Genomic DNA, 18,283 nt, shown 5'->3' with positions numbered 1-18,283 from the left:
CGCCCGCTGCCGATCCGCTTAGGTTCGCAGCTTGAAGGTTTCCTCACCGACGTTGGCATCGTCGGTCTGATAGCCTTCTTCCGCCACATAATATTGCGGATCGTCCAGTTCATGGCTGCAAAACGGTCCGGCCTGCTTTAACAGACGTACGCAGTCGCCGCTCAGGTGGCGTAACCGAATGGTTTTTCCCGCCGCCAGATAACGTGCCGTCAGCTTATCAATCGCTTCTACTCCGCTGGAATCCATCACCCGGGTACCGGCAAAATCCAGCACCACGTTTTGAGGATCGTTTTTCGGTTCAAACAGCTCGGCAAAGGCCGTGGTAGAACCAAAGAACAGCGGCCCGTCCAGTTGATACACCGCAACATCCCCCTCCACCTGATGCTGACGCACGCGAATGCGCGCCTGCTGCCAGGCAAACACCAGCGCCGAGATAATCACCCCGCTGATCACCGCCATCGCCAGATCGGTAAAGATGGTGATCACCGTGACCAGCAGCATCACCAGCGCATCGGCCTTCGGCATCCGCCGCAAGCGGCGCAGCGAACTCCACTCAAAGGTGTTGTAACACACCACCAGCATCACCCCTGCCAGTGCTGCCACCGGCAGCAGGCCGATGTAACCTGACAGGCTGACCACAAACAGGATCAACAGTATCGCGCCGACGACGCCGGAAATACGTCCGCGCCCACCCGAGGTGAAGTTGATAATCGACTGGCCAATCATCGCGCAGCCGGCAAAACAACCAAACAGGCCGCAAATGGCATTGCCCGCGCCCTGAGCGATGCTCTCGCGGTTGCCATTGCCCTTTTTGCCGCCCATTTCGTCAAGCACCGTCATGGTCAGCAACGACTCAATCAACCCCACCAAAGCGATCACTACCGCATACGGCAGCACCACTTTCAGCATTTCCAGGCTGAACGGGGCCATCGGCAGGCTGAAATGCGGCAAGGCGCCGGAGATATCGGCCAGATCGCCGACCCGTAAGGTATGCAGGTTAAACCCGATGGCCAGGGCCGAAACCACAATCAGGGCCGCCAACGAGGCCGGGATCACCCGGGTCAGTCGCGGGAACAGCACCACCACCCCGATCGCCAGCGCCACCAGCCCGTACATCAGCAGCCCCTGCCCGGCAATCATATGCAGCTGCGCCAGCATGATGACGATCGCCAAACCATTCACAAAACCGTGGATCGCCGGCAGCGGCACCAGACGAATAAATTTACCCAGCCGGAAAACGCCAATCAGGATTTGGATCACCCCGGCAAAAATCGTCGCCCATAACACATAGGCCATGCCGTGTTGCGCCGCCAGGCTCATCAGCACCACCACGATCGAACCGGCCGCGCCCGACACCATGCCCGGCTTGCCGCCAAACAGGGCGGTCACCAGACCGATAATAAAAGCCGTGTGTAGCCCAACGATCGGGGAAAGTCCGGCGACCAAAGAAAAGCCGACCGCTTCGGGGATCATGGAAACGGCCACCACAAAGCCCGCCAGCACCTCGTTCTTGACGGTCGACAGCCTGAAATTGTTCAGGTTAAACATGGATTATTCACTTCTGACAGATAAAAAACCTTCCCGCAGGACGAGAAACACAGCCGCATGGCGCGGCAAACCTCAGGAGGGGGGCAACTCAGGGTGGACTGGGCAAGAAGTACATCCGGCGCGTTTCCTGTAGGTTAATCAGAAGTGTCAGTATGTGTAAATGTGATCCAAATCTCAATCAAAAACCGGTTTTGTGGCTGCATTTGCCCGCAGCACACAGCCAGATCGAGAAAAACGGCCATTACGTGTATAATGGCGCCATTATTTCGTCCTTTATGCAGTGGGTTAAACCTAACCGGCTGATAGTTAAGATATTTAAGGTGATAACAACATGGGATTCAAATGCGGTATCGTCGGCCTGCCTAACGTAGGCAAATCCACCCTGTTCAACGCGTTGACCAAAGCGGGTATCGAAGCAGCCAACTTCCCGTTCTGCACCATTGAACCTAATACCGGTGTGGTGCCGATGCCCGATTCGCGTCTGGACCAGTTGGCCGAGATCGTCAAACCCCAACGCATCCTGCCAACCACCATGGAATTCGTCGACATCGCCGGCCTGGTGAAAGGCGCGTCTAAAGGCGAAGGCCTGGGCAACCAGTTCCTGACCAACATCCGTGAAACCGAAGCTATCGGCCACGTAGTGCGCTGCTTCGAGAACGACAACATCATCCACGTAAACAACAAGGTTGACCCGGCTGACGACATCGAAGTCATCAACACCGAGCTGGCACTGTCGGATCTGGACACCTGCGAACGCGCTATCCACCGCGTACAGAAGAAAGCCAAAGGCGGCGATAAAGACGCAAAAGCCGAGCTGGCCGCACTGGAAAAATGCCTGCCACAGCTGGAAAACGCCGGCATGCTGCGTGCGCTTGATCTGTCCGATGAAGACCGTGCAGCCATCCGCTACCTGAGTTTCCTGACGCTGAAGCCAACCATGTACATCGCCAACGTCAACGAAGACGGCTATGAGAACAACCCGTACCTGGACAAAGTGCGCGAAATCGCTGCGGCCGAAGGTTCGGTCGTGGTTGCCGTGTGCGCCGCGGTTGAATCCGACATCGCCGAGCTGGAAGACGAAGACCGCGCCGAGTTTATGGCCGAGCTGGGTCTGGAAGAGCCTGGTCTGAACCGCGTGATCCGCGCCGGTTACGAGCTGCTGAACCTGCAGACTTACTTCACTGCTGGCGTAAAAGAAGTTCGCGCCTGGACCATCCCGGTTGGCGCTACCGCACCGCAGGCAGCCGGCAAGATCCACACCGACTTCGAGAAAGGCTTTATCCGCGCGCAGACCATCGCTTTTGAAGACTTCATCACCTACAAGGGTGAGCAAGGCGCTAAAGAAGCTGGCAAAATGCGTTCAGAAGGTAAGGACTACATCGTCAAAGACGGCGACGTGATGAACTTCTTGTTCAACGTCTAAACCTCGGTTTCTGAACCAGACTCCAAAATCCACGCCTTGGCGTGGATTTTTGTTTTAACGCGTGTTGTTGATTTTGCTCCACCCCAGGACAATAATTTACAGCCTATAGATAAGGAGCCTTCAATGGTCACTACACACGTTTTTATCGCAACCAGTCTGGATGGTTATATCGCGCGGCAAGATGGCGACATCGAGTGGCTTTTGCAACGCGATGACCCGACCGAAGACCATGGTTTCGACGCCTTTATCGCTGATAAAGACATAATCGTGATGGGGCGAGGGACTTATGAAAAAGTTCTCGGCTTTGACTCCTGGCCTTATGACCTTCCTGTTGTGGTGCTGTCCAAACAGCTGGCCAATGAGCCGGTTCCCCTGCCCCTGAAGGGTAAATTACAATTCTCCGACCTCGCGCCAAAGCACCTGATTGCACAATTGGATGAACAGAATATCCATCGGGTCTATCTCGATGGCGGGCAATTGATACAGTCTTTCCTGCGTGAAAACCTGGTCACCGATATGGTGATCACCACGGTGCCAGTGCTACTGGGTTCAGGAAGAGCGTTATTCGGTGATCTGCCCCAAGATGCTGATTTCAAATTACTGTCCAGCCAAAGCTTCCCTTCGGGCCTGGTACAATCCCACTATCTGTTGTCCCAATAAATCACCAGCGTGGACGCCCGGCCCACAACGCGGGATGATATTCCTAACTCTACGCTGAGCCTGTCGGATGAAATGACGATATTTTATCACCGTCCCCGCAGCACCTTATCCACCAGCCCCCACTCCACCGCTTCGTCGGCACTCATAAAATGGTCGCGGTCGAGTGCACGCTCAACCTCTTCATAGCTGCGTCCACAATGTTTGGCATATAGCGTGATGACGCTGTGCTTGGTGCGTTTCATCTCTTCGGCGTGGATCAGAATATCCGACGCCTGGCCCTGAAAGCCGCCCAGCGGCTGATGCACATGCAAACTGGCATTGGGCAGCACCATGCGATGCCCCGCCTCCCCGGCCATCAACAGGAAGGAACCCATCGAACGCGCAGTACCCATACACAGGGTATGCACCGGTGCATTGATGTAATTCATGGTGTCATAGATGGCGAAACCGCTGGTGATCACCCCGCCCGGTGAATTGATATACAGATGGATCGGTTTCTCCGGATTTTCGGCCTCCAGAAACAGCAACTGGGCGCACAGCATTTCGGCAATCTGATCGTTGACCTCTCCATTCAGGAAAACGATGCGGTCACGCAGCAATCTCGAATAAATGTCGAAAGAACGTTCCCCCTGGCTGGTCTGTTCAACCACCATAGGGACGAGCAGCATCGATTCACGCATGGGTGAACTCCTGTTTCAGATGTGGAATGGGAAAGGTTGGCCTTCAGGCGGCGCGCATCAGGTGCCGTCCGCTGTCGTTCGCCGCCGTCAATCGGGCATCGTCCAGCCGGTGGATAACGCGCAACAGGCTGCCGCCAGCGGCGGTGGGCAAAATTTGCAAGGTCACTGTGCTTTCAAGGAACGGCGGCTGATCATCGCGCATCCGGTAACTGATCTCTGCGCCCGGCGTCACCGCAATAGGTTCTGCATCGGCCAATACGCGGGTTGGCAACCATTGTTCGCGCAATGCCGGGATGCCAATCGCCCGCCAGACTTTTTCGGGCGGCGCATCGAGTGAATATTCCAGCACTAGCGGCTGCGGGTTAGCGTCGGTCTGGTTCATTGATCCATGTCCTTTAGCAAAATATTCAGCTTATCAATACGCTCCGGCCAGAAGGCACGGTACTTGTCCAGCCATTGAGCAATCAATGCCAGGCCCTGCGGGTCCACCTGATAATTAACGAAACGCCCTTGTCGCTCCTCGCACACCAGGCCCGCCTGCCGCAACACTGCCAGATGCTGGGACATGGCCGATTGGCTGATCGGCATACCTTCACGCAGCGCACTGGCATTCATGCCGCCAGCCGCCAGTTTCTCGAAGATGGTGCGACGGGTGGGATCCGCCAGTGCCTTGAAGATGTCATTTTCATTCATGACTAAACATTAGTCGTCACTTATCTAATGCGCAAGTTTATCGGGGTAATGAGAATGGCGCTTATCCGAGCCGCCATTAAAACCCCTCAGCGAGCGCCGAGGGGCGAGTTTTATCGATAGTGGATTACAAGGTGGTGCAGCGCAGATCGCCGGCGAGGTTCTTTTTGCCATCCTGCGCTTCCAGCTCGATTCTGGCCAACGGCGTGTCCTCGTCATAACGGGCCTGAGCATCCAGGGTCTTCGAGTATCGGTTGTACTTCCACCAGGCATAACCGAGGAAGATTACCAGCCCGCCAACGTTATAAAACACAATAGTCATAATGCTGGCGCCGGTCGGGAAGGTTGAGGCGACAAAACCCACGGCAAAAATAACGATCAGCGTGCTGACAATGGCGATGCCCTGCAGCCGGGAACCCATCTTGAAGTCGCGCTGTACGCGGTCGTACTTCAAACGCAGGTTCAGGTAGGCCAGCATAATGAACAGCGGCGGCAGCATCGATGCGGCGGCGGTCATATTAATCAGCGTATTCATTAAATCCTGCACGCTGTCAGAGCCCAGCGTCGGGATCAGCATCAGTGGGATGACGATAAAGAACTGCAACCAGGCCGCGCGGGTCGGCACGCCATGCTTGTTCAGGCGGATGGTTTTCTCGCCAAAGATGCCTTTGGGGATCTCGGTGAAGAAGATTTTTACCGGGGCAGCAGTCCACATCAGCAATGAGCCAAACATGGCGGTAAAGGAGATCAGGCCGACGAAACGGTTCATCAGCACCGCCGGCAGGCCAAAGTGCGCCGACAGCCCTTCAAATACCTGAACCGTACCGCCGGTAAAGTGCAGGTCGGCGCGGCTCACGAACACGTTAAGCAGCAGGGATGACACCGAGTACAGCACGCCGATCACCAGTCCGGAAAGGATGATCACTTTCACAAACGAGCGGCTGCCGCCCTTCACGTCATTGACATACACCGCCACCGATTCGGCCCCGCCCGCCGCCTGGAAAATCCATGCGGTGATACCGAGGAAGGCCCAGTTAAAGTTAGGGGTGATGGCTTCCACCGTGATCGGGTTCGCCGGTTCGATGCCGCCAATCACCGCCGCACCGGCCAGGATGATGTAGGAGAACGTCAGCAACAGCATCAACGAAGAGGTGACCGAGGTCATCGGCCCCAACAGCTTGGCGCCGCTGTTGGAGATATAGGTCGAGAACGCGAACAGGAAGATACTGATGATCGCGGTGGTTAACGGCGTGAAGACGTAGTCATAGCCCAAAAACGCGTAAGAGGCGTAAGCGATAACCCTCGGCAACAGCGCGGTGAAGAAGAACAGGTTCACAAACCAATAGGTATAGGCGGTCATAAACGCCCAACGCCCGCCCAGGGCGCTTTTTACCCAGGCATACACCCCGGCTTCTGAGTTTTTGTTTAGCGAAACGAACTCGGCAATGATCAGGCAGAACGGAATAAAATAGATGATGGTCGCCACCAGGAACACCGGGGCGGAGGCAATGCCAAGCTGAATATTATTGTTTATTACATTATTAAAGCTGAACACTGCCGCGAACGTCATCGCCAGCAGGCCGAACTTGCCGATAGTATTTCTATTCGACACAGCCATAGACACTCTCCGAAATATTGTAGGGTACTTAATCGGTTTATTTCCCCTGGTCTTTCAAGCTGCAGCCTTGCCGGCGGCAACCTGAAAGCAATGGGGCTTATTTTTAATTAGGAGTTCGGCTATTTATTAAGGAAATAGCTGTCTTCTACCGTCACTTTTAAAATGACTTTTTTTACCTGGTGACTTTCTTTAAAACGATAGGCCTGGTGATTCTCAAAGATAACGACATTCCCTTGCCCCACCCGGTGTGGCTCGCCCTGCCCGCTGAAAAACTCGCGGTCGGTTTCATCCTGATAGGCCACCACCGAAGTCAGCTCGCACTTATCGGCAATCTCGATGGTTTCCTGGCCGGCAAGGTAATAGTGCAGATCAAAATAGCGGCGATTCCCCTCCAGCCAGCCATGTTGTTGGCCCGGGCCGGACGCCAACCGGTAAACCAGCGAGTCGCCAACCGAATAAAAGACATCGGGCTCGATGCGTTCAATATTATTGATGGCCTCCATGCAGCGTTGCCATTTTTTCCCGGCGCGGTAAATAAGCTGAAACTCCGCTAATGATTCGACAATAATCATAAGTTCGCCTCTTCTGACTGAGCGTTATTAATGGCCGGTGAAAAACGATAGCCGGCAAGCGTAGCCGCCTCGGTTTCCTGCCGGTTAAACGGCACCAGCGTAAAGCCGTAGTTAAACGACGACAGATAAACCCGATAGGAATCCAGCACCTCCGATCCCCAGGAGTTGGAGCCCAGCCCCAGAATTTGATCGTCGAGGTTTAACGTCAGGTAGTCGCTTTCTTCCAGTTCATTAATATGCTGAGCCTGATGCAGCATCTCGGCGCTGTAGGGCCACAGGCTGAAATTGATCGGCCGCCGTGGCTGGATAAAGATGCCGTGGCCATTGGCGTCTTGCAGACTCAGCCAGCGTACCTCTTGGCGATTGCCGTTATCCTGCGGGAACGGATAGTGCTCAAACAGCTCGCCAACCCGCTGCTGATAGTGGCCGATCAGGTTAGCCTGGCAGCTGTCCTGATAGTTTTCCCCCGGTCCACGGCCGTAGTATTCCACCTGCTCAAAGCGGCGGCTGAGGCCGAAATCCAGGCCAATCTTCGGGATCACCTGCTGGAAATCGCCGTAAGGCTCGCCCGACAGATCCAGGCTGACATGGCCCTGCGCAGAGATCTGCCAGCGGTAACGGCAACGCATGCCAAAATCAAATACCGGCGGGGCAATCAGGGTGCGGACTTCAATCACCACGTCATCCCCCTGCCGTTCCCAGTGCAGGCTACGGAAATGCTGCTGCATGATCTGCAGATGGTTCGGCAGCCAAATGCCTTCATACTCCTGCTTGTGGTTGTCGATCACCGGCTTGAAGAAGGTCAGGTGCGGTGCGCGGCCCACCACCTCCTCTCCTGCCACTTTCCACGACTGCAGTTCGCCACTCAGGCGCGAGAAGGTCAGGCTGAAGTTCTCGCCACTGACAATAATTTGATGGTTTTCGTCAGCGCATTGCAGCGCAGAAACAGGGATGGACTCCGGTGGGCTAACTAACGCGGTGGCAGGCTGCAACAGATGTTGATACTGCCCCAGCAGATCTCCGCTTTCGCTGTAACGGGTGGCGCTGTCTTTATACACTTCGACGTCGATGAAGGTTTCTTCCGCGCCCAGCGCCAATGCAGGCAAATGGACCTCTTCTGATTCCCCCGGCTGCAGGTGCGGCAGCTTAATCTCATAGCCGGTCAGTTGCCGCCCGCCGGCCTTAACGCTGACCTTCAGCGTAATATCGGCCAGCGAGCTGAACCAATAGCGGTTTTTGACCCGTAATACCGACGTTTTCTCGCCCACGCCGCTCACCTCGACCGGACACAGCACCTGTTTATATTCACGCAGGCCGGGACCAGGACGTTGATCCGGATAGATCAGGCCATCCATGCAGAAGTTATAGTTATTCGGGTAATCGCCGTAATCGCCGCCGTACTGATAACGTTCCCGCCCCTGCTGGTCATGGCTGAGCAAACCGTGATCGCACCATTCCCAGATGTAATGTCCCTGCAGGCTGGCATGGCGGTTAAACACCGACTGATATTCGAACAGTCCGCCCGGCCCATTGCCCATAGCATGAGCGTATTCACACAGGATCCGGGGTTTGGGGTGAGGATACTCACCGAACGCATTCATCATCGCCACGCGGGAATACATGGTACTGATCACATCGACCACTTCCGCATCCCGGTCTTCTTCATAATGCACCAGTCGGGTGGCATCGAGCGCCTTACAGCGTTTGGCCATGGCGCGAATGTTGCAGCCATAGCCAGACTCGTTGCCCAGTGACCAGATAATGATTGAAGGATGGTTTTTCTGCGCCTTCACATGGCGCTCAATGCGTTCTACGTAGGCATTTTCCCAACGTGGATCGTCGGTAATGCGGCTGATATCGCCAACGTTGGCAAACCCGTGGCTTTCCAGATCGGTTTCCGCCATCACAAACAGGCCGTAGATATCGCACAGCTCGTAAAAACGCGGATCGTTCGGATAATGGGCGGTGCGCACCGAGTTGATGTTGTGCTGTTTCATCAGCACGATGTCGCGCTCAACCCGCGCCATATCAACCGCCCGACCTTTGCGATGATCGTGGTCATGGCGGTTAACGCCGTGCAGTTTCAGGTAGCGCCCGTTAATGTGGAATAGCCCATCGCGCACGCTGATTTCACGGAAACCCACCCGCTGCGGCACTACCGATAACACATAGCCATCGCCGTCGCGCAGGCTGAGCAGCAGTTGATACAGATAGGGATCTTCCGCATTCCACTGCCTGGGCTGGCTGACCGGAATTTCAAACCGGCAGGTGGCACCCGCCCCAATGCTCAGTTCGTTCGCCCACTGCTCACCGACGCAGGCTTCACCGTCAAAGAGCTGCGCCTGCAGACGATAACCGCCAGCCACGCCTTGCCCCAGATGCTGCAACTCGACGTCTATCGCCAGCAGCGCATCGCAATACTGATCGTCAAAGGTGGTAACCACAGTGAGATCATGAATATGCGTGCGTTGCTGACCGATCAGATAAACATCGCGGAAAATACCGGCCATCCACCACATGTCCTGATCTTCGATATAGGTAGAATCGGCCCATTGCAGCACGCGAACGGACAGCAGGTTGTCCCCCGCTTGCAGATAGTCGCTGAGATCAAACTCGGCTGACAGACGGCTGCCTTTACTAAAACCGACGTAGTGACCATTGAGGTAAACCTCAAAATAGGTCTCCACGCCGTCAAATTTGATGATGACCTGCTGATCCAGCCACTCGTTATCGAGAGTAAAAAGGCGCTGATAGGCCCCGGCAGGATTATTGGTTGGCACATAAGGCACGTCGATCGGGAATGGGTAACCTTCGTCGGTATACTGCAGTTGACCATGCCCTTCCATCTGCCACATGCCCGGCACGGTGATTTCGCCCCATTCCGCCATCGGCTGGCGGTAAAACGCCTCCGGCACCAGGTCCGGGTGTTCGAAGTAGCGAAACTGCCAACGCCCGCTCAGCAACTGGAAGCCCAAACTTGCGTTGCGATCAAAACTCAATGCCTGCCTGGCATCCGCATAGCTGAAGAAACTCGCCCGCGCCGGCAAGCGATTCTCCGACTGCTTTTCTATGTTTTCCCAATTGTTCACGTCACGTCTCCCGACAGCTTTCAATGGGAGAACGATAGTAAATATTTAGTAAAATTCACAGAACATATTTACCCAATGCCGACGGGATCACAAAAAATATTAAATATCTTTTTTAATCATGACGTTAATTTTTACTCTGGCGGGCCTCCCTGTGCAGTCGCCATCGGCGTGCCGCACAGGGAAGATTAATCAGGCTAGCGTGGTGTCGCGCAACTGAAGCGAGCTGGGAACAAAGATCGATAAAGGAATGGTTCGCTCATCGCGAATGCGCTCCATCAACAGGTTGACGGCCTGAGCGCCCAGGGTTTCTGATGGAATGCGAACCGTTGATAAGGCAGGGAAAATAAACCGGGCGGTGGGAATATCGTTCACACTGATCAACGCAATCTGCCCAGGGACCTGGATGCCCTTTTCATGTAGTGCACGCAGGACGCCGATGGCAATAGAGTCGGTCGCCACCAATAGCGCCGGCGGATAATCGCTGGTGTCCTCCAGCATTCGTTTGGCGCACTGGTAACCCGCCTGACTGCTGAAATCACCGATGTAAATATCCTGGGGCTGCACCACGTTTTTCAACCGGCCATACTCGACAAATGCCTGCTCGCGCTGATCGGCAAAGGCCGGATCGTCACGCCCGCCGATAAACCCAATACGTGAATAACCGCGCCCGATGAAATAGTCGATTACCTTCTGGCTGATCTTGTACAAATCAACGTTGACGCAGTCGAACTGCGGGTCTTCAACCACACCGTCAAGGAACACCACCGGCACTTTCTGTTGGCCAAGTTGCTCGTGCAACACCGGCTGAGGGCGACCGATAACCAGCAGGCCATCAGCCGCAGGCAGCGCTTTTTCACCGTTGAAGTCGTAACAGGCCACCAGCGAAATACCCAACTTTTCACATTGAGTTTCAATGCCATAGCGCATCGCCAGATAGTAAGGATCGTTAATCTCGATGCCCTGCTTATAGGTGAACAACGCGGCAAACGTCAGCCGATGCCCGCTGTGACGTTTTGAAGGCTGAACCTTGTATTCGAGACGCTCTGCGGCTTCCAGAATTTTTTGTCGGGTTTGCGCTTTCACGCTCAGAGTGGGGTCGTCATTCAGCACTCGCGAAACGGTAGCAACAGACACGTTCGCAGCTTCTGCGATTTCCTTCAGTGTGGCCATAGAGTCTCAATGGATAGACAAAACGCTAGCTTACCGGGACGGCTCAGCAAGGTATACGCCCTGATGCCCCATCCCCCCTTTTTATCCGCCAGAAGCATCCTTATCGCGCCCCGCGCGGCGCTTGCAGACGGTTCGCAATGCTTAATAGCGAAGATACCGATTTCACCCTTTGTGATCAAGTTAACGATTTACTGATGTTACGGTATTTTTTACTAAATATTTTACTAATATAACTGCCGCTTTACCGTCCTGTTTAAGACGGTTTTTTACCTCCTCCCAGGGAAAAGGGGCCGACCTACATGCGGTTAATGGAATGAATTGGCAGGTGTCACACCGTGCCGAACGTCCACTAACCAAAAACAGATACGTGTCCAAATGAAAATAATAGCCAATAATAGATTTTTACCCGTTTTACTCCTGATTTTACCCCTGGAACTGCCGGCGCAAGAGTCCGTGGTGCCGGCGGAACATAACGAGCTGCCGCCCCCCAAACTGACAACCACCGCCGCTACCGCCCTGCGCTTTTACGGTGAGCTGGGCATCGGTGGCAGCGTCTATCTCAACGGTGAACACCAACACAAATACAGTGACGGTACCTATATCGAAGGCGGGCTGGAGATCAAACACGGCCATTGGTTCGGCCTGATCTACGGCGAAGGCTGGACGGTGCAGGCGGATCATCAGGGCAATGCCTGGGTGCCAGACCACAGTTGGGGTGGATTTGAAGGCGGCATCAACCGTTTTTACGGCGGCTATCGCACCGACGATGGCACCGAAATGATGCTTAGCGTACGCAACGACTCTTCGCTGGACGATTTGCAATGGTGGGCCGACTTTACCCCGGAATATGGCTATGTGATCCCCAACACCCGGGATCTCTCCTACGCGGCCAAACTGCAGAATCTGACCGGAAAATTCCGTTACAGCGTCACCGCCGCACCGGAAAGCCGCATCGACGAAAGTAAGGCGTTACTGCACTTCGGTAAATATGACCGCTACTCGGACAAATATACCTACCGTGCCATGGTCAACGGCTATACCCAATACGATCTGCAGGAAGAACTGACGTTATTAAACGGCCTGGAAATTACCGACGGCATGGGGCAACTGTACCTGCTGGGGCTAAAAGGTAAAAACCTGGCCGGCCGCGTCTGGCACCACACCGGCAAGGGCGATGGCAGCCACCCGGGCACCGAGTCGGGCCTGATGTTAAGCGCCATGGTTGAAGCCACCAAAGGGCTGTATTTCTCGACCGCCTACAGCTACGCCCGCCACCGGCTGGACAATGCGCCGGACACCGCCACGTCTTACGCGCAGGCCGGTATCTGGTACGAGTATGGCGGCGGAAAATTCGCCACCGCGCTGGACAGTAAATTCTATATGACCAACGACAGCACCGACGCCAGCAACTCGGTGTTTCTGATGCAGTATTTCTATTGGTAACCGACAGGGCAATCCTAATGAATATGATTAATAAACTGCCGCCTTTGGCCATAGCTATCACGCTGGCAATATCAGGCTGCTCTTCTCACCCGGCGAATGAGAACGCCTTGCGGGCAGCGGCCTATAAAAACGTCATCAATCGCAGCGGCGCGCCACACTACATGCTCGACTACGATTTTGATGAACACCAGCGTTTTAACCCGTTCTTTGATCTGGGGGCCTGGCATGGCCACTTGCTGCCGGACGGCCCGGAAGGTATCGGCGGTTTCCCCGGCCCGGCGCTGCTTACCGAAGAATACATCAACTTTATGGCCGATAACTTCGATCGGCTGAGCCTGTATAAAAATGGGGAGAAAGTAAACTTCAGCATGACGGCCTACAGCATCCCGGGGGCGCTTGTCCAACAACTCAGCGCGCCGGGGATCCAGGTCAATCTGACGCTGCGTTTCGCTACCGCACGCACCTCGCTGCTGGAAACCCAAATCATCACCGATACGCCGCTGGAGCTGGTGTGGGACGGCGCACTGCTGGAAAAATACTACGCCAAACAGCAGAAGCCGCAGTCACCTGAGACCATCGAGCAGGCATTTCCGGGCTACACGCGGCACATTCTGCCGACGGCGGACGGCCTGCGGGTCACCTTTGGCAAAGTGCGAGCCTCTTCGCAACTGATGACCTCCGGCCAGTCTGAATATCAGATTCATAAATCACTGCCGCAGCAAACGACGGTGAACGGCCATCAGTTTATCGCCAAAGCCAATATCAAAGGCACCACCACCCTCTACACCACCTACTCTCACCTGCTCTCCGCCGCTGAGGTACAGCAGGAACAGGGCAAGATTGCCGCTATCCTCGCCAACCCGCAGCAGTATATGAATGCTTCCGCACAACGCTGGGAAAACTATCTCAGCAAGGGGCTTACCAACCCGCATGCCACTCAAGCGCAGGAGCGCGTGGCGGTCAAAGCGATAGAAACGTTGAATGGCAACTGGCGCGGCGCAGCCGGGGCGATGAAGTTTGATTCGGTGACGCCTTCGGTGACCGGGCGCTGGTTCTCCGGCAACCAGACCTGGCCCTGGGATACCTGGAAACAGGCCTACGCCATGGCGCATTTTAATCCTGACGTCGCCAAGGATAATATCCGTGCGGTGTTCGCCTTCCAAATCCAGCCGGATGACCCACTGCGCCCATGGGATGCCGGCTTTATCCCGGATCTGATCGCCTATAACCCCAGCCCGGAACGCGGCGGCGATGGCAGCAACTGGAATGAGCGCAATACCAAACCCAGTCTGGCGGCCTGGGCGGTAATGGAGGTGTATAACACCACCGGCGATAGACAGTGGCTGGCCGAGATGTATCCGAAGCTGGTCGCCTACCACAACTGGTGGCTGCATAACCGCGACCATAACGGCAACGGCGTGCCGGAATATGGCGCGACGCGGGATAAGGCGCACAATACGCCAGATGGTCGGATGCTGTTCACCGTTAAGCGCGGGCAGCAGGAGAAAACGCTCGCCGGACTGAACAACTATGACCGGGTTGTTCGCTCCGGGCACTATGACAACATCGAAATCCCGGCCCAGGTTGCCGCCTCCTGGGAGTCTGGACGTGACGATGCCGCTGCCTTTGGTTTTATCGACCCGGATCAGCTGGCCCGCTACCTGGCACAAGGTGGAAAACGGCAGGACTGGCAGGTAAAATTTGCGGAAAACCGTGCGGCAGACGGCACTCTGCTCGGCTATTCCTTACTGCAGGAGTCGGTGGATCAAGCCAGCTACATGTACAGCGACAACAAATACCTGGCCAAAATGGCCGATATTCTGGGCCACCGCGCCGATGCCGCCGCCTTCCGCAGCAAGGCCGACAAGCTGGCGGATTACATCAATAGCTGCATGTTCGATCCGTCCAGTGGCTTCTTCTACGACATTCGCATTGAAGATAAACCCCTGCCCAATGGCTGTGCCGGCAAACCCATTGTCGAACGCGGCAAAGGTCCGGAAGGCTGGTCCCCCTTATTTAATGGCGCAGCCAGCCAGCAACATGCCGATGCGGTGGTGAAGGTGATGAAGGACTCGCGTGAGTTCAATACCTACGTCCCACTAGGTACGGCGGCACTCACCAACCCGGCGTTTGGCGCAGATATTTACTGGCGTGGACGAGTCTGGGTAGATCAACTGTATTTTGGGCTAAAGGGTATGGAAAGCTATGGCTACCGTGCCGACGCCGTCGCCATGGCACAGGCCTTTTTCAACCACGCCGATGGACTGATCACCGATGGGCCAATCCGCGAAAACTATAATCCGCTGACCGGTATGCAACAGGGCGCACCGAATTTCTCCTGGAGCGCAGCTCACCTCTACATGCTGTATAACGACTTTTTCACCCGATAAACTCGCCGTTACCCTGCCAGAACGCTCAACTGGCAGGGGTTTCGCTCGGGCTAGGATTTAATCGGGACCACCAGTACGTCAACGTTCAACTGGTTGATCGCATGCTGAGTAGAGGAAAACAGCTTGTTCCACAGATCGTGGTGGTGGCCGAAGATCACCAGATCGATGCTTTTATCCACCACCGCATTTTGCAATTGCTCGGTGAAATCACCGCGCCCAATAATCACCTCGTAGATCGGGTAATTCACGTTTTGGGTCAACGGCTCCAGCTCTTTTTTGATCTTGTCTTCAAAAGATCCACCGTCGTAACTCTTCTCAGAGAAACCAATCGCGGCATGATAGGTATCGTAGTAAATATCCACGTAAATCAGGGAAAGTTTAGCCTGCAGCGCAGCGGCCAAGCGCGCGCCTTTTTCCACCAGCCGTTTGCCGTCATCACTCAGGTCGGTGGCGATAACAATATGTTGATAACACATAGCGCCTCCTGTCATTGATTCAGTAGAGACCCCAGCTTCTGCGCTAACATCAGAGTTATAGCATTATGATTAATTTTAGTTCAGAAACGCGACGTTCGGGCGGGGATATCAGGCTGAAATAGCCCCGTTGCCGGGGCCTGATAAGAAGACATTGAATGAAAGCGTTATTCCTTATTCTGGCCGGTAAGGGGTATAGACCCCGCTCAGACTTTCGAGGAAGGCGACAATATCATCGACGTCCTGCTGAGGCAGCTCGCTACCCACCTGATAACGCAACATCAGTTTTACCGCCTGATCCAGCGTAGCGACGTCGCCACGATGAAAATAAGGCGCGGTCTGAGCGACATTGCGCAAGCCTGGCACCTTCTGACGTAACCGGTCACGCACAGCACTGGTGACGTTCATACGCCCAATATCTGCTGTGGTGATCTCGCCAAAATTAAAATCACGCTTCAGCCCCAAAGGCTCAAAAGAGCGGCCGCCTAATATGATCCCTGCATGGCAGGTGGCGCATTTGTTGTCTTTAAATAATTGATAGCCGCGTTTTTGCTGCATCGTCATGGCATTCTCATCACCGCGCAACCAGTTATCGAAGGGGGCATTCGGGGTGATTAAGGTTTTTTCAAATTCGGCGATGGCATCGGTAATATTTTCGCCGCTGAGCCCTTGTGGATAGACCGCAGCAAAGTCGCGAGTCAGCAGCGGATCCTTGTCGAGCTTATTGATAATTTCATCCCAGGATTTGGAGGCCATTTCTATCGGGTTTAATGGTGGCCCACCGGCCTGTGCCTGTAGCGACGGCGCACGGCCATCCCAGAATTGTTCGCTATTGAACACCGAGTTAAACACCGTTGGCGCGTTAATCGGCCCCACCGCGCCACCTACCCCGACTGAGGTTTTTCTTCCGTCGACCCCGCCGGTATTCAACGAGTGACAGTGAGCGCAGGAAAGAGTGTTATCTCCAGACAGGCGGGGATCGTGAAAAAGCCGAAATCCCAATGTCACCTTCTGCCCATCAACCGGCAATGTTTTGGGGATCGGTTGAACCGGCTCATTACGATGGGGCTGTGCAGTATCTGCACTGGCGTAATAGCGCGCGCGTTGCTGCGCTATCCAGGCGAGAATAATTTCCCGTTCATCGGGATTGATCTGCCCAGCCCAGTGCAAAGCCACATAGCGGGCGGGTGGCATGGTTTCGTGCTGCATTACCCACTCAATTTTATTCAGGTCGCTTTGTGCCTGCGGCCTATCTTTAATCAGGGCGCTGCGCACAGGCTCCAGGTTGAAGGAGGAGTAACCCAGGCGAATATCGTATTCCATCAACTGTTTGGCGATGGGGAAAGAGGCATAGAACGGTAGCGAAGCGGACGGGGTATGGCAGTAGTCGCAGCCCTTTTCCCTCAGCAACCCCAGCACCTGGTTATTCTGTTGCACTGCGGAACGCAGTATCGAGCTATTCTCCATTCGCTGGGTATCGAGATGCCAGACATAGCCGGCCAAACCGAAATAAACCAACGCAACAGCTGCAATGGAAATCGCCGCAATACGGGTGACTTTTTTCATTTCACTTTCCTTATGAAACATTGCCGACCAAATAATCGTCGTCAAACAAGACTAAACAGAGGGTAAATAATAATCTTGACGATAATCAATAATTCCCACAGCCATTACCTATAGCTGTAATAGCATTGACCTATCAATTAGGCGTTGCAAACTTTCAGGTAAATCACCGATTAGATTAAATCAGCAAGAATTAACCCTTCAGATATTCACTGAATTAATGAGTATTTAAATTATTATTAAAAATTAAAACGAGCAGCAGAAGATAAAAATGCTATTTGAATGGCAAGATTACTGCAGGCAGCGCTCGCGTGCAATGACGAACGCTGCCGGGGTTTTAACGCACGCGTTGCACTTCAAACCAAACGTTGCACACCGACAGGATCAGCGTGTTGGCGTCTTTTTGCAGCACATTATCTCCAGGTACGCCGTCGGTGCCCTGATCGGTAATGCCTTTGATCTGCGTATCGGCATGCTGGATCATCACGCGTTCTACCGCCGGCGTGCTGATGCCCAGCATCGGGAAGTCGATATAAGAGCTGCTGCCGGAATTGTCTTCGACAAACTCCTGCGCCTCTACCGTGCTGAGAGTGGCACCTTCATTTTTCAACTCAGTGCCATTCCAGCTGAAACCGTCGGCCTTGTAACTGATTTTTCCACCGATCAGGCTTTTGGCCTGTTGTTCGTCCCAGCAACCGACGGTTTGCGTCGGCAAGATCTTGCTGACATGCCAGTTGCCCAGCAGCGTTTTAGGGATAGGTTCCACCACCGCATCCGCCGCCTGCACCTGAGTTGCAGATACACAAGTCAAAACCACCAATGGCAGCAGCGCCTTGCGCCAGATGTTAAATTGCATTTTATTTTCCTTTGACTATTCGCGCCCCTGTCGGGCTTGCCGTCATCATAATAAGCGGGTGGAACCTGCGTCAAAACAAACTGATTATCAGGGCACATATCGCCTGAG

Annotated in this window: 15 protein-coding genes; 4 read left to right on the top strand and 11 right to left on the bottom strand. The window is 54.5% G+C overall.

Annotated elements, in window-relative coordinates; all coding sequences use genetic code 11:
• Positions 1-18: 18 nt before the first annotated feature.
• Positions 19-1,548 (bottom strand): SulP family inorganic anion transporter, encoded by a 1,530-nt coding sequence (locus ACNT1W_RS12275; RefSeq protein WP_012006407.1) that lies wholly within the window; start codon positions 1,546-1,548, stop codon positions 19-21.
• A 331-nt stretch (positions 1,549-1,879) separates the two neighbouring features.
• On the opposite strand from ACNT1W_RS12275, the gene ychF reads away from it, so the two are divergent.
• Positions 1,880-2,971 carry a redox-regulated ATPase YchF gene (gene ychF, locus ACNT1W_RS12270; protein ID WP_012006406.1) on the top strand — a complete coding sequence of 364 codons (1,092 nt, stop codon included), beginning with the start codon at positions 1,880-1,882 and terminating at the stop codon, positions 2,969-2,971.
• A 123-nt stretch (positions 2,972-3,094) separates the two neighbouring features.
• Positions 3,095-3,631 carry a dihydrofolate reductase family protein gene (locus ACNT1W_RS12265; protein WP_419246843.1) on the top strand — a complete coding sequence of 179 codons (537 nt, stop codon included), beginning with the start codon at positions 3,095-3,097 and terminating at the stop codon, positions 3,629-3,631.
• Positions 3,632-3,717: 86 nt separating this feature from the next.
• Here the strand turns inward: ACNT1W_RS12265 and ACNT1W_RS12260 are convergent, their stop codons facing one another.
• From ACNT1W_RS12260 to ebgR, 7 genes are all read right to left on the bottom strand, one after another.
• Complete coding sequence (locus ACNT1W_RS12260) at positions 3,718-4,311, bottom strand: ATP-dependent Clp protease proteolytic subunit (RefSeq protein ID WP_261276993.1); 594 nt, start codon at positions 4,309-4,311, stop codon at positions 3,718-3,720.
• A 43-nt stretch (positions 4,312-4,354) separates the two neighbouring features.
• On the bottom strand, positions 4,355-4,693 hold the full coding sequence (locus tag ACNT1W_RS12255; protein ID WP_115182606.1) for an SRPBCC family protein: 339 nt from the start codon (positions 4,691-4,693) through the stop codon (positions 4,355-4,357).
• Complete coding sequence (locus ACNT1W_RS12250) at positions 4,690-5,004, bottom strand: ArsR/SmtB family transcription factor (RefSeq protein WP_012006400.1); 315 nt, start codon at positions 5,002-5,004, stop codon at positions 4,690-4,692. The genes ACNT1W_RS12255 and ACNT1W_RS12250 overlap by 4 nt, the downstream gene beginning before the upstream one ends.
• A 124-nt stretch (positions 5,005-5,128) precedes the next feature.
• A complete protein-coding gene (locus ACNT1W_RS12245; protein WP_012006399.1) occupies positions 5,129-6,619 on the bottom strand; it encodes an amino acid permease in 1,491 nt (496 codons plus the stop codon).
• 119 nt (positions 6,620-6,738) lie between these two features.
• Positions 6,739-7,191, bottom strand: coding sequence for a beta-galactosidase subunit beta (locus ACNT1W_RS12240; protein WP_017892475.1), 453 nt, complete (start codon positions 7,189-7,191; stop codon positions 6,739-6,741).
• Positions 7,188-10,280, bottom strand: coding sequence for a beta-galactosidase subunit alpha (gene ebgA, locus ACNT1W_RS12235; RefSeq protein WP_419246842.1), 3,093 nt, complete (start codon positions 10,278-10,280; stop codon positions 7,188-7,190). The genes ACNT1W_RS12240 and ebgA overlap by 4 nt, the downstream gene beginning before the upstream one ends.
• Before the next feature lie 189 nt (positions 10,281-10,469).
• A complete protein-coding gene (gene ebgR / locus ACNT1W_RS12230; RefSeq protein ID WP_012006396.1) occupies positions 10,470-11,450 on the bottom strand; it encodes a transcriptional regulator EbgR in 981 nt (326 codons plus the stop codon).
• Between the two features lie 375 nt (positions 11,451-11,825).
• On the opposite strand from ebgR, the gene ygjJ reads away from it, so the two are divergent.
• Together ygjJ and ygjK are read left to right on the top strand one after the other, a co-directional pair.
• Complete coding sequence (gene ygjJ / locus ACNT1W_RS12225; RefSeq protein ID WP_329906102.1) at positions 11,826-12,893, top strand: protein YgjJ; 1,068 nt, start codon at positions 11,826-11,828, stop codon at positions 12,891-12,893.
• Positions 12,894-12,910: 17 nt separating this feature from the next.
• Positions 12,911-15,283, top strand: coding sequence for an alpha-glucosidase (gene ygjK / locus ACNT1W_RS12220; RefSeq protein WP_419246841.1), 2,373 nt, complete (start codon positions 12,911-12,913; stop codon positions 15,281-15,283).
• Positions 15,284-15,333: 50 nt separating this feature from the next.
• Here the strand turns inward: ygjK and ACNT1W_RS12215 are convergent, their stop codons facing one another.
• The 3 genes from ACNT1W_RS12215 to ACNT1W_RS12205 all read right to left on the bottom strand — a co-directional run bounded on the left by ACNT1W_RS12215 (position 15,334) and on the right by ACNT1W_RS12205 (position 18,175).
• A complete protein-coding gene (locus ACNT1W_RS12215; RefSeq protein ID WP_115182609.1) occupies positions 15,334-15,759 on the bottom strand; it encodes a universal stress protein in 426 nt (141 codons plus the stop codon).
• Between the two features lie 171 nt (positions 15,760-15,930).
• Entirely contained in the window at positions 15,931-17,322 is a 1,392-nt protein-coding gene (locus ACNT1W_RS12210) for a cytochrome-c peroxidase (protein WP_419246840.1), read from the bottom strand.
• 334 nt (positions 17,323-17,656) lie between these two features.
• Positions 17,657-18,175 carry a hypothetical protein gene (locus ACNT1W_RS12205; RefSeq protein WP_012006391.1) on the bottom strand — a complete coding sequence of 173 codons (519 nt, stop codon included), beginning with the start codon at positions 18,173-18,175 and terminating at the stop codon, positions 17,657-17,659.
• Positions 18,176-18,283: the final 108 nt, after the last annotated feature.

This window comes from Serratia sp. NFX21, assembly GCF_048517035.1.
Taxonomy (GTDB): Bacteria; Pseudomonadota; Gammaproteobacteria; order Enterobacterales; family Enterobacteriaceae; genus Serratia; species Serratia quinivorans.
The sequence above is the reverse complement of the archived record's forward strand: the minus strand, read 5'-3'. Positions and strand labels throughout refer to the sequence as shown.

What these genes read in the sequence shown, in the direction of transcription:
- ACNT1W_RS12275 (WP_012006407.1), bottom strand. Translation starts at nt 1,548, where the DNA reads ATGTTTAACCTGAACAATTTCAGGCTGTCGACCGTCAAGAACGAGGTG.
- ychF (WP_012006406.1), top strand. Translation starts at nt 1,880, where the DNA reads ATGGGATTCAAATGCGGTATCGTCGGCCTGCCTAACGTAGGCAAATCC.
- ACNT1W_RS12265 (WP_419246843.1), top strand. Translation starts at nt 3,095, where the DNA reads ATGGTCACTACACACGTTTTTATCGCAACCAGTCTGGATGGTTATATC.
- ACNT1W_RS12260 (WP_261276993.1), bottom strand. Translation starts at nt 4,311, where the DNA reads ATGCGTGAATCGATGCTGCTCGTCCCTATGGTGGTTGAACAGACCAGC.
- ACNT1W_RS12255 (WP_115182606.1), bottom strand. Translation starts at nt 4,693, where the DNA reads ATGAACCAGACCGACGCTAACCCGCAGCCGCTAGTGCTGGAATATTCA.
- ACNT1W_RS12250 (WP_012006400.1), bottom strand. Translation starts at nt 5,004, where the DNA reads ATGAATGAAAATGACATCTTCAAGGCACTGGCGGATCCCACCCGTCGC.
- ACNT1W_RS12245 (WP_012006399.1), bottom strand. Translation starts at nt 6,619, where the DNA reads ATGGCTGTGTCGAATAGAAATACTATCGGCAAGTTCGGCCTGCTGGCG.
- ACNT1W_RS12240 (WP_017892475.1), bottom strand. Translation starts at nt 7,191, where the DNA reads ATGATTATTGTCGAATCATTAGCGGAGTTTCAGCTTATTTACCGCGCC.
- ebgR (WP_012006396.1), bottom strand. Translation starts at nt 11,450, where the DNA reads ATGGCCACACTGAAGGAAATCGCAGAAGCTGCGAACGTGTCTGTTGCT.
- ygjJ (WP_329906102.1), top strand. Translation starts at nt 11,826, where the DNA reads ATGAAAATAATAGCCAATAATAGATTTTTACCCGTTTTACTCCTGATT.
- ygjK (WP_419246841.1), top strand. Translation starts at nt 12,911, where the DNA reads ATGAATATGATTAATAAACTGCCGCCTTTGGCCATAGCTATCACGCTG.
- ACNT1W_RS12215 (WP_115182609.1), bottom strand. Translation starts at nt 15,759, where the DNA reads ATGTGTTATCAACATATTGTTATCGCCACCGACCTGAGTGATGACGGC.
- ACNT1W_RS12210 (WP_419246840.1), bottom strand. Translation starts at nt 17,322, where the DNA reads ATGAAAAAAGTCACCCGTATTGCGGCGATTTCCATTGCAGCTGTTGCG.
- ACNT1W_RS12205 (WP_012006391.1), bottom strand. Translation starts at nt 18,175, where the DNA reads ATGCAATTTAACATCTGGCGCAAGGCGCTGCTGCCATTGGTGGTTTTG.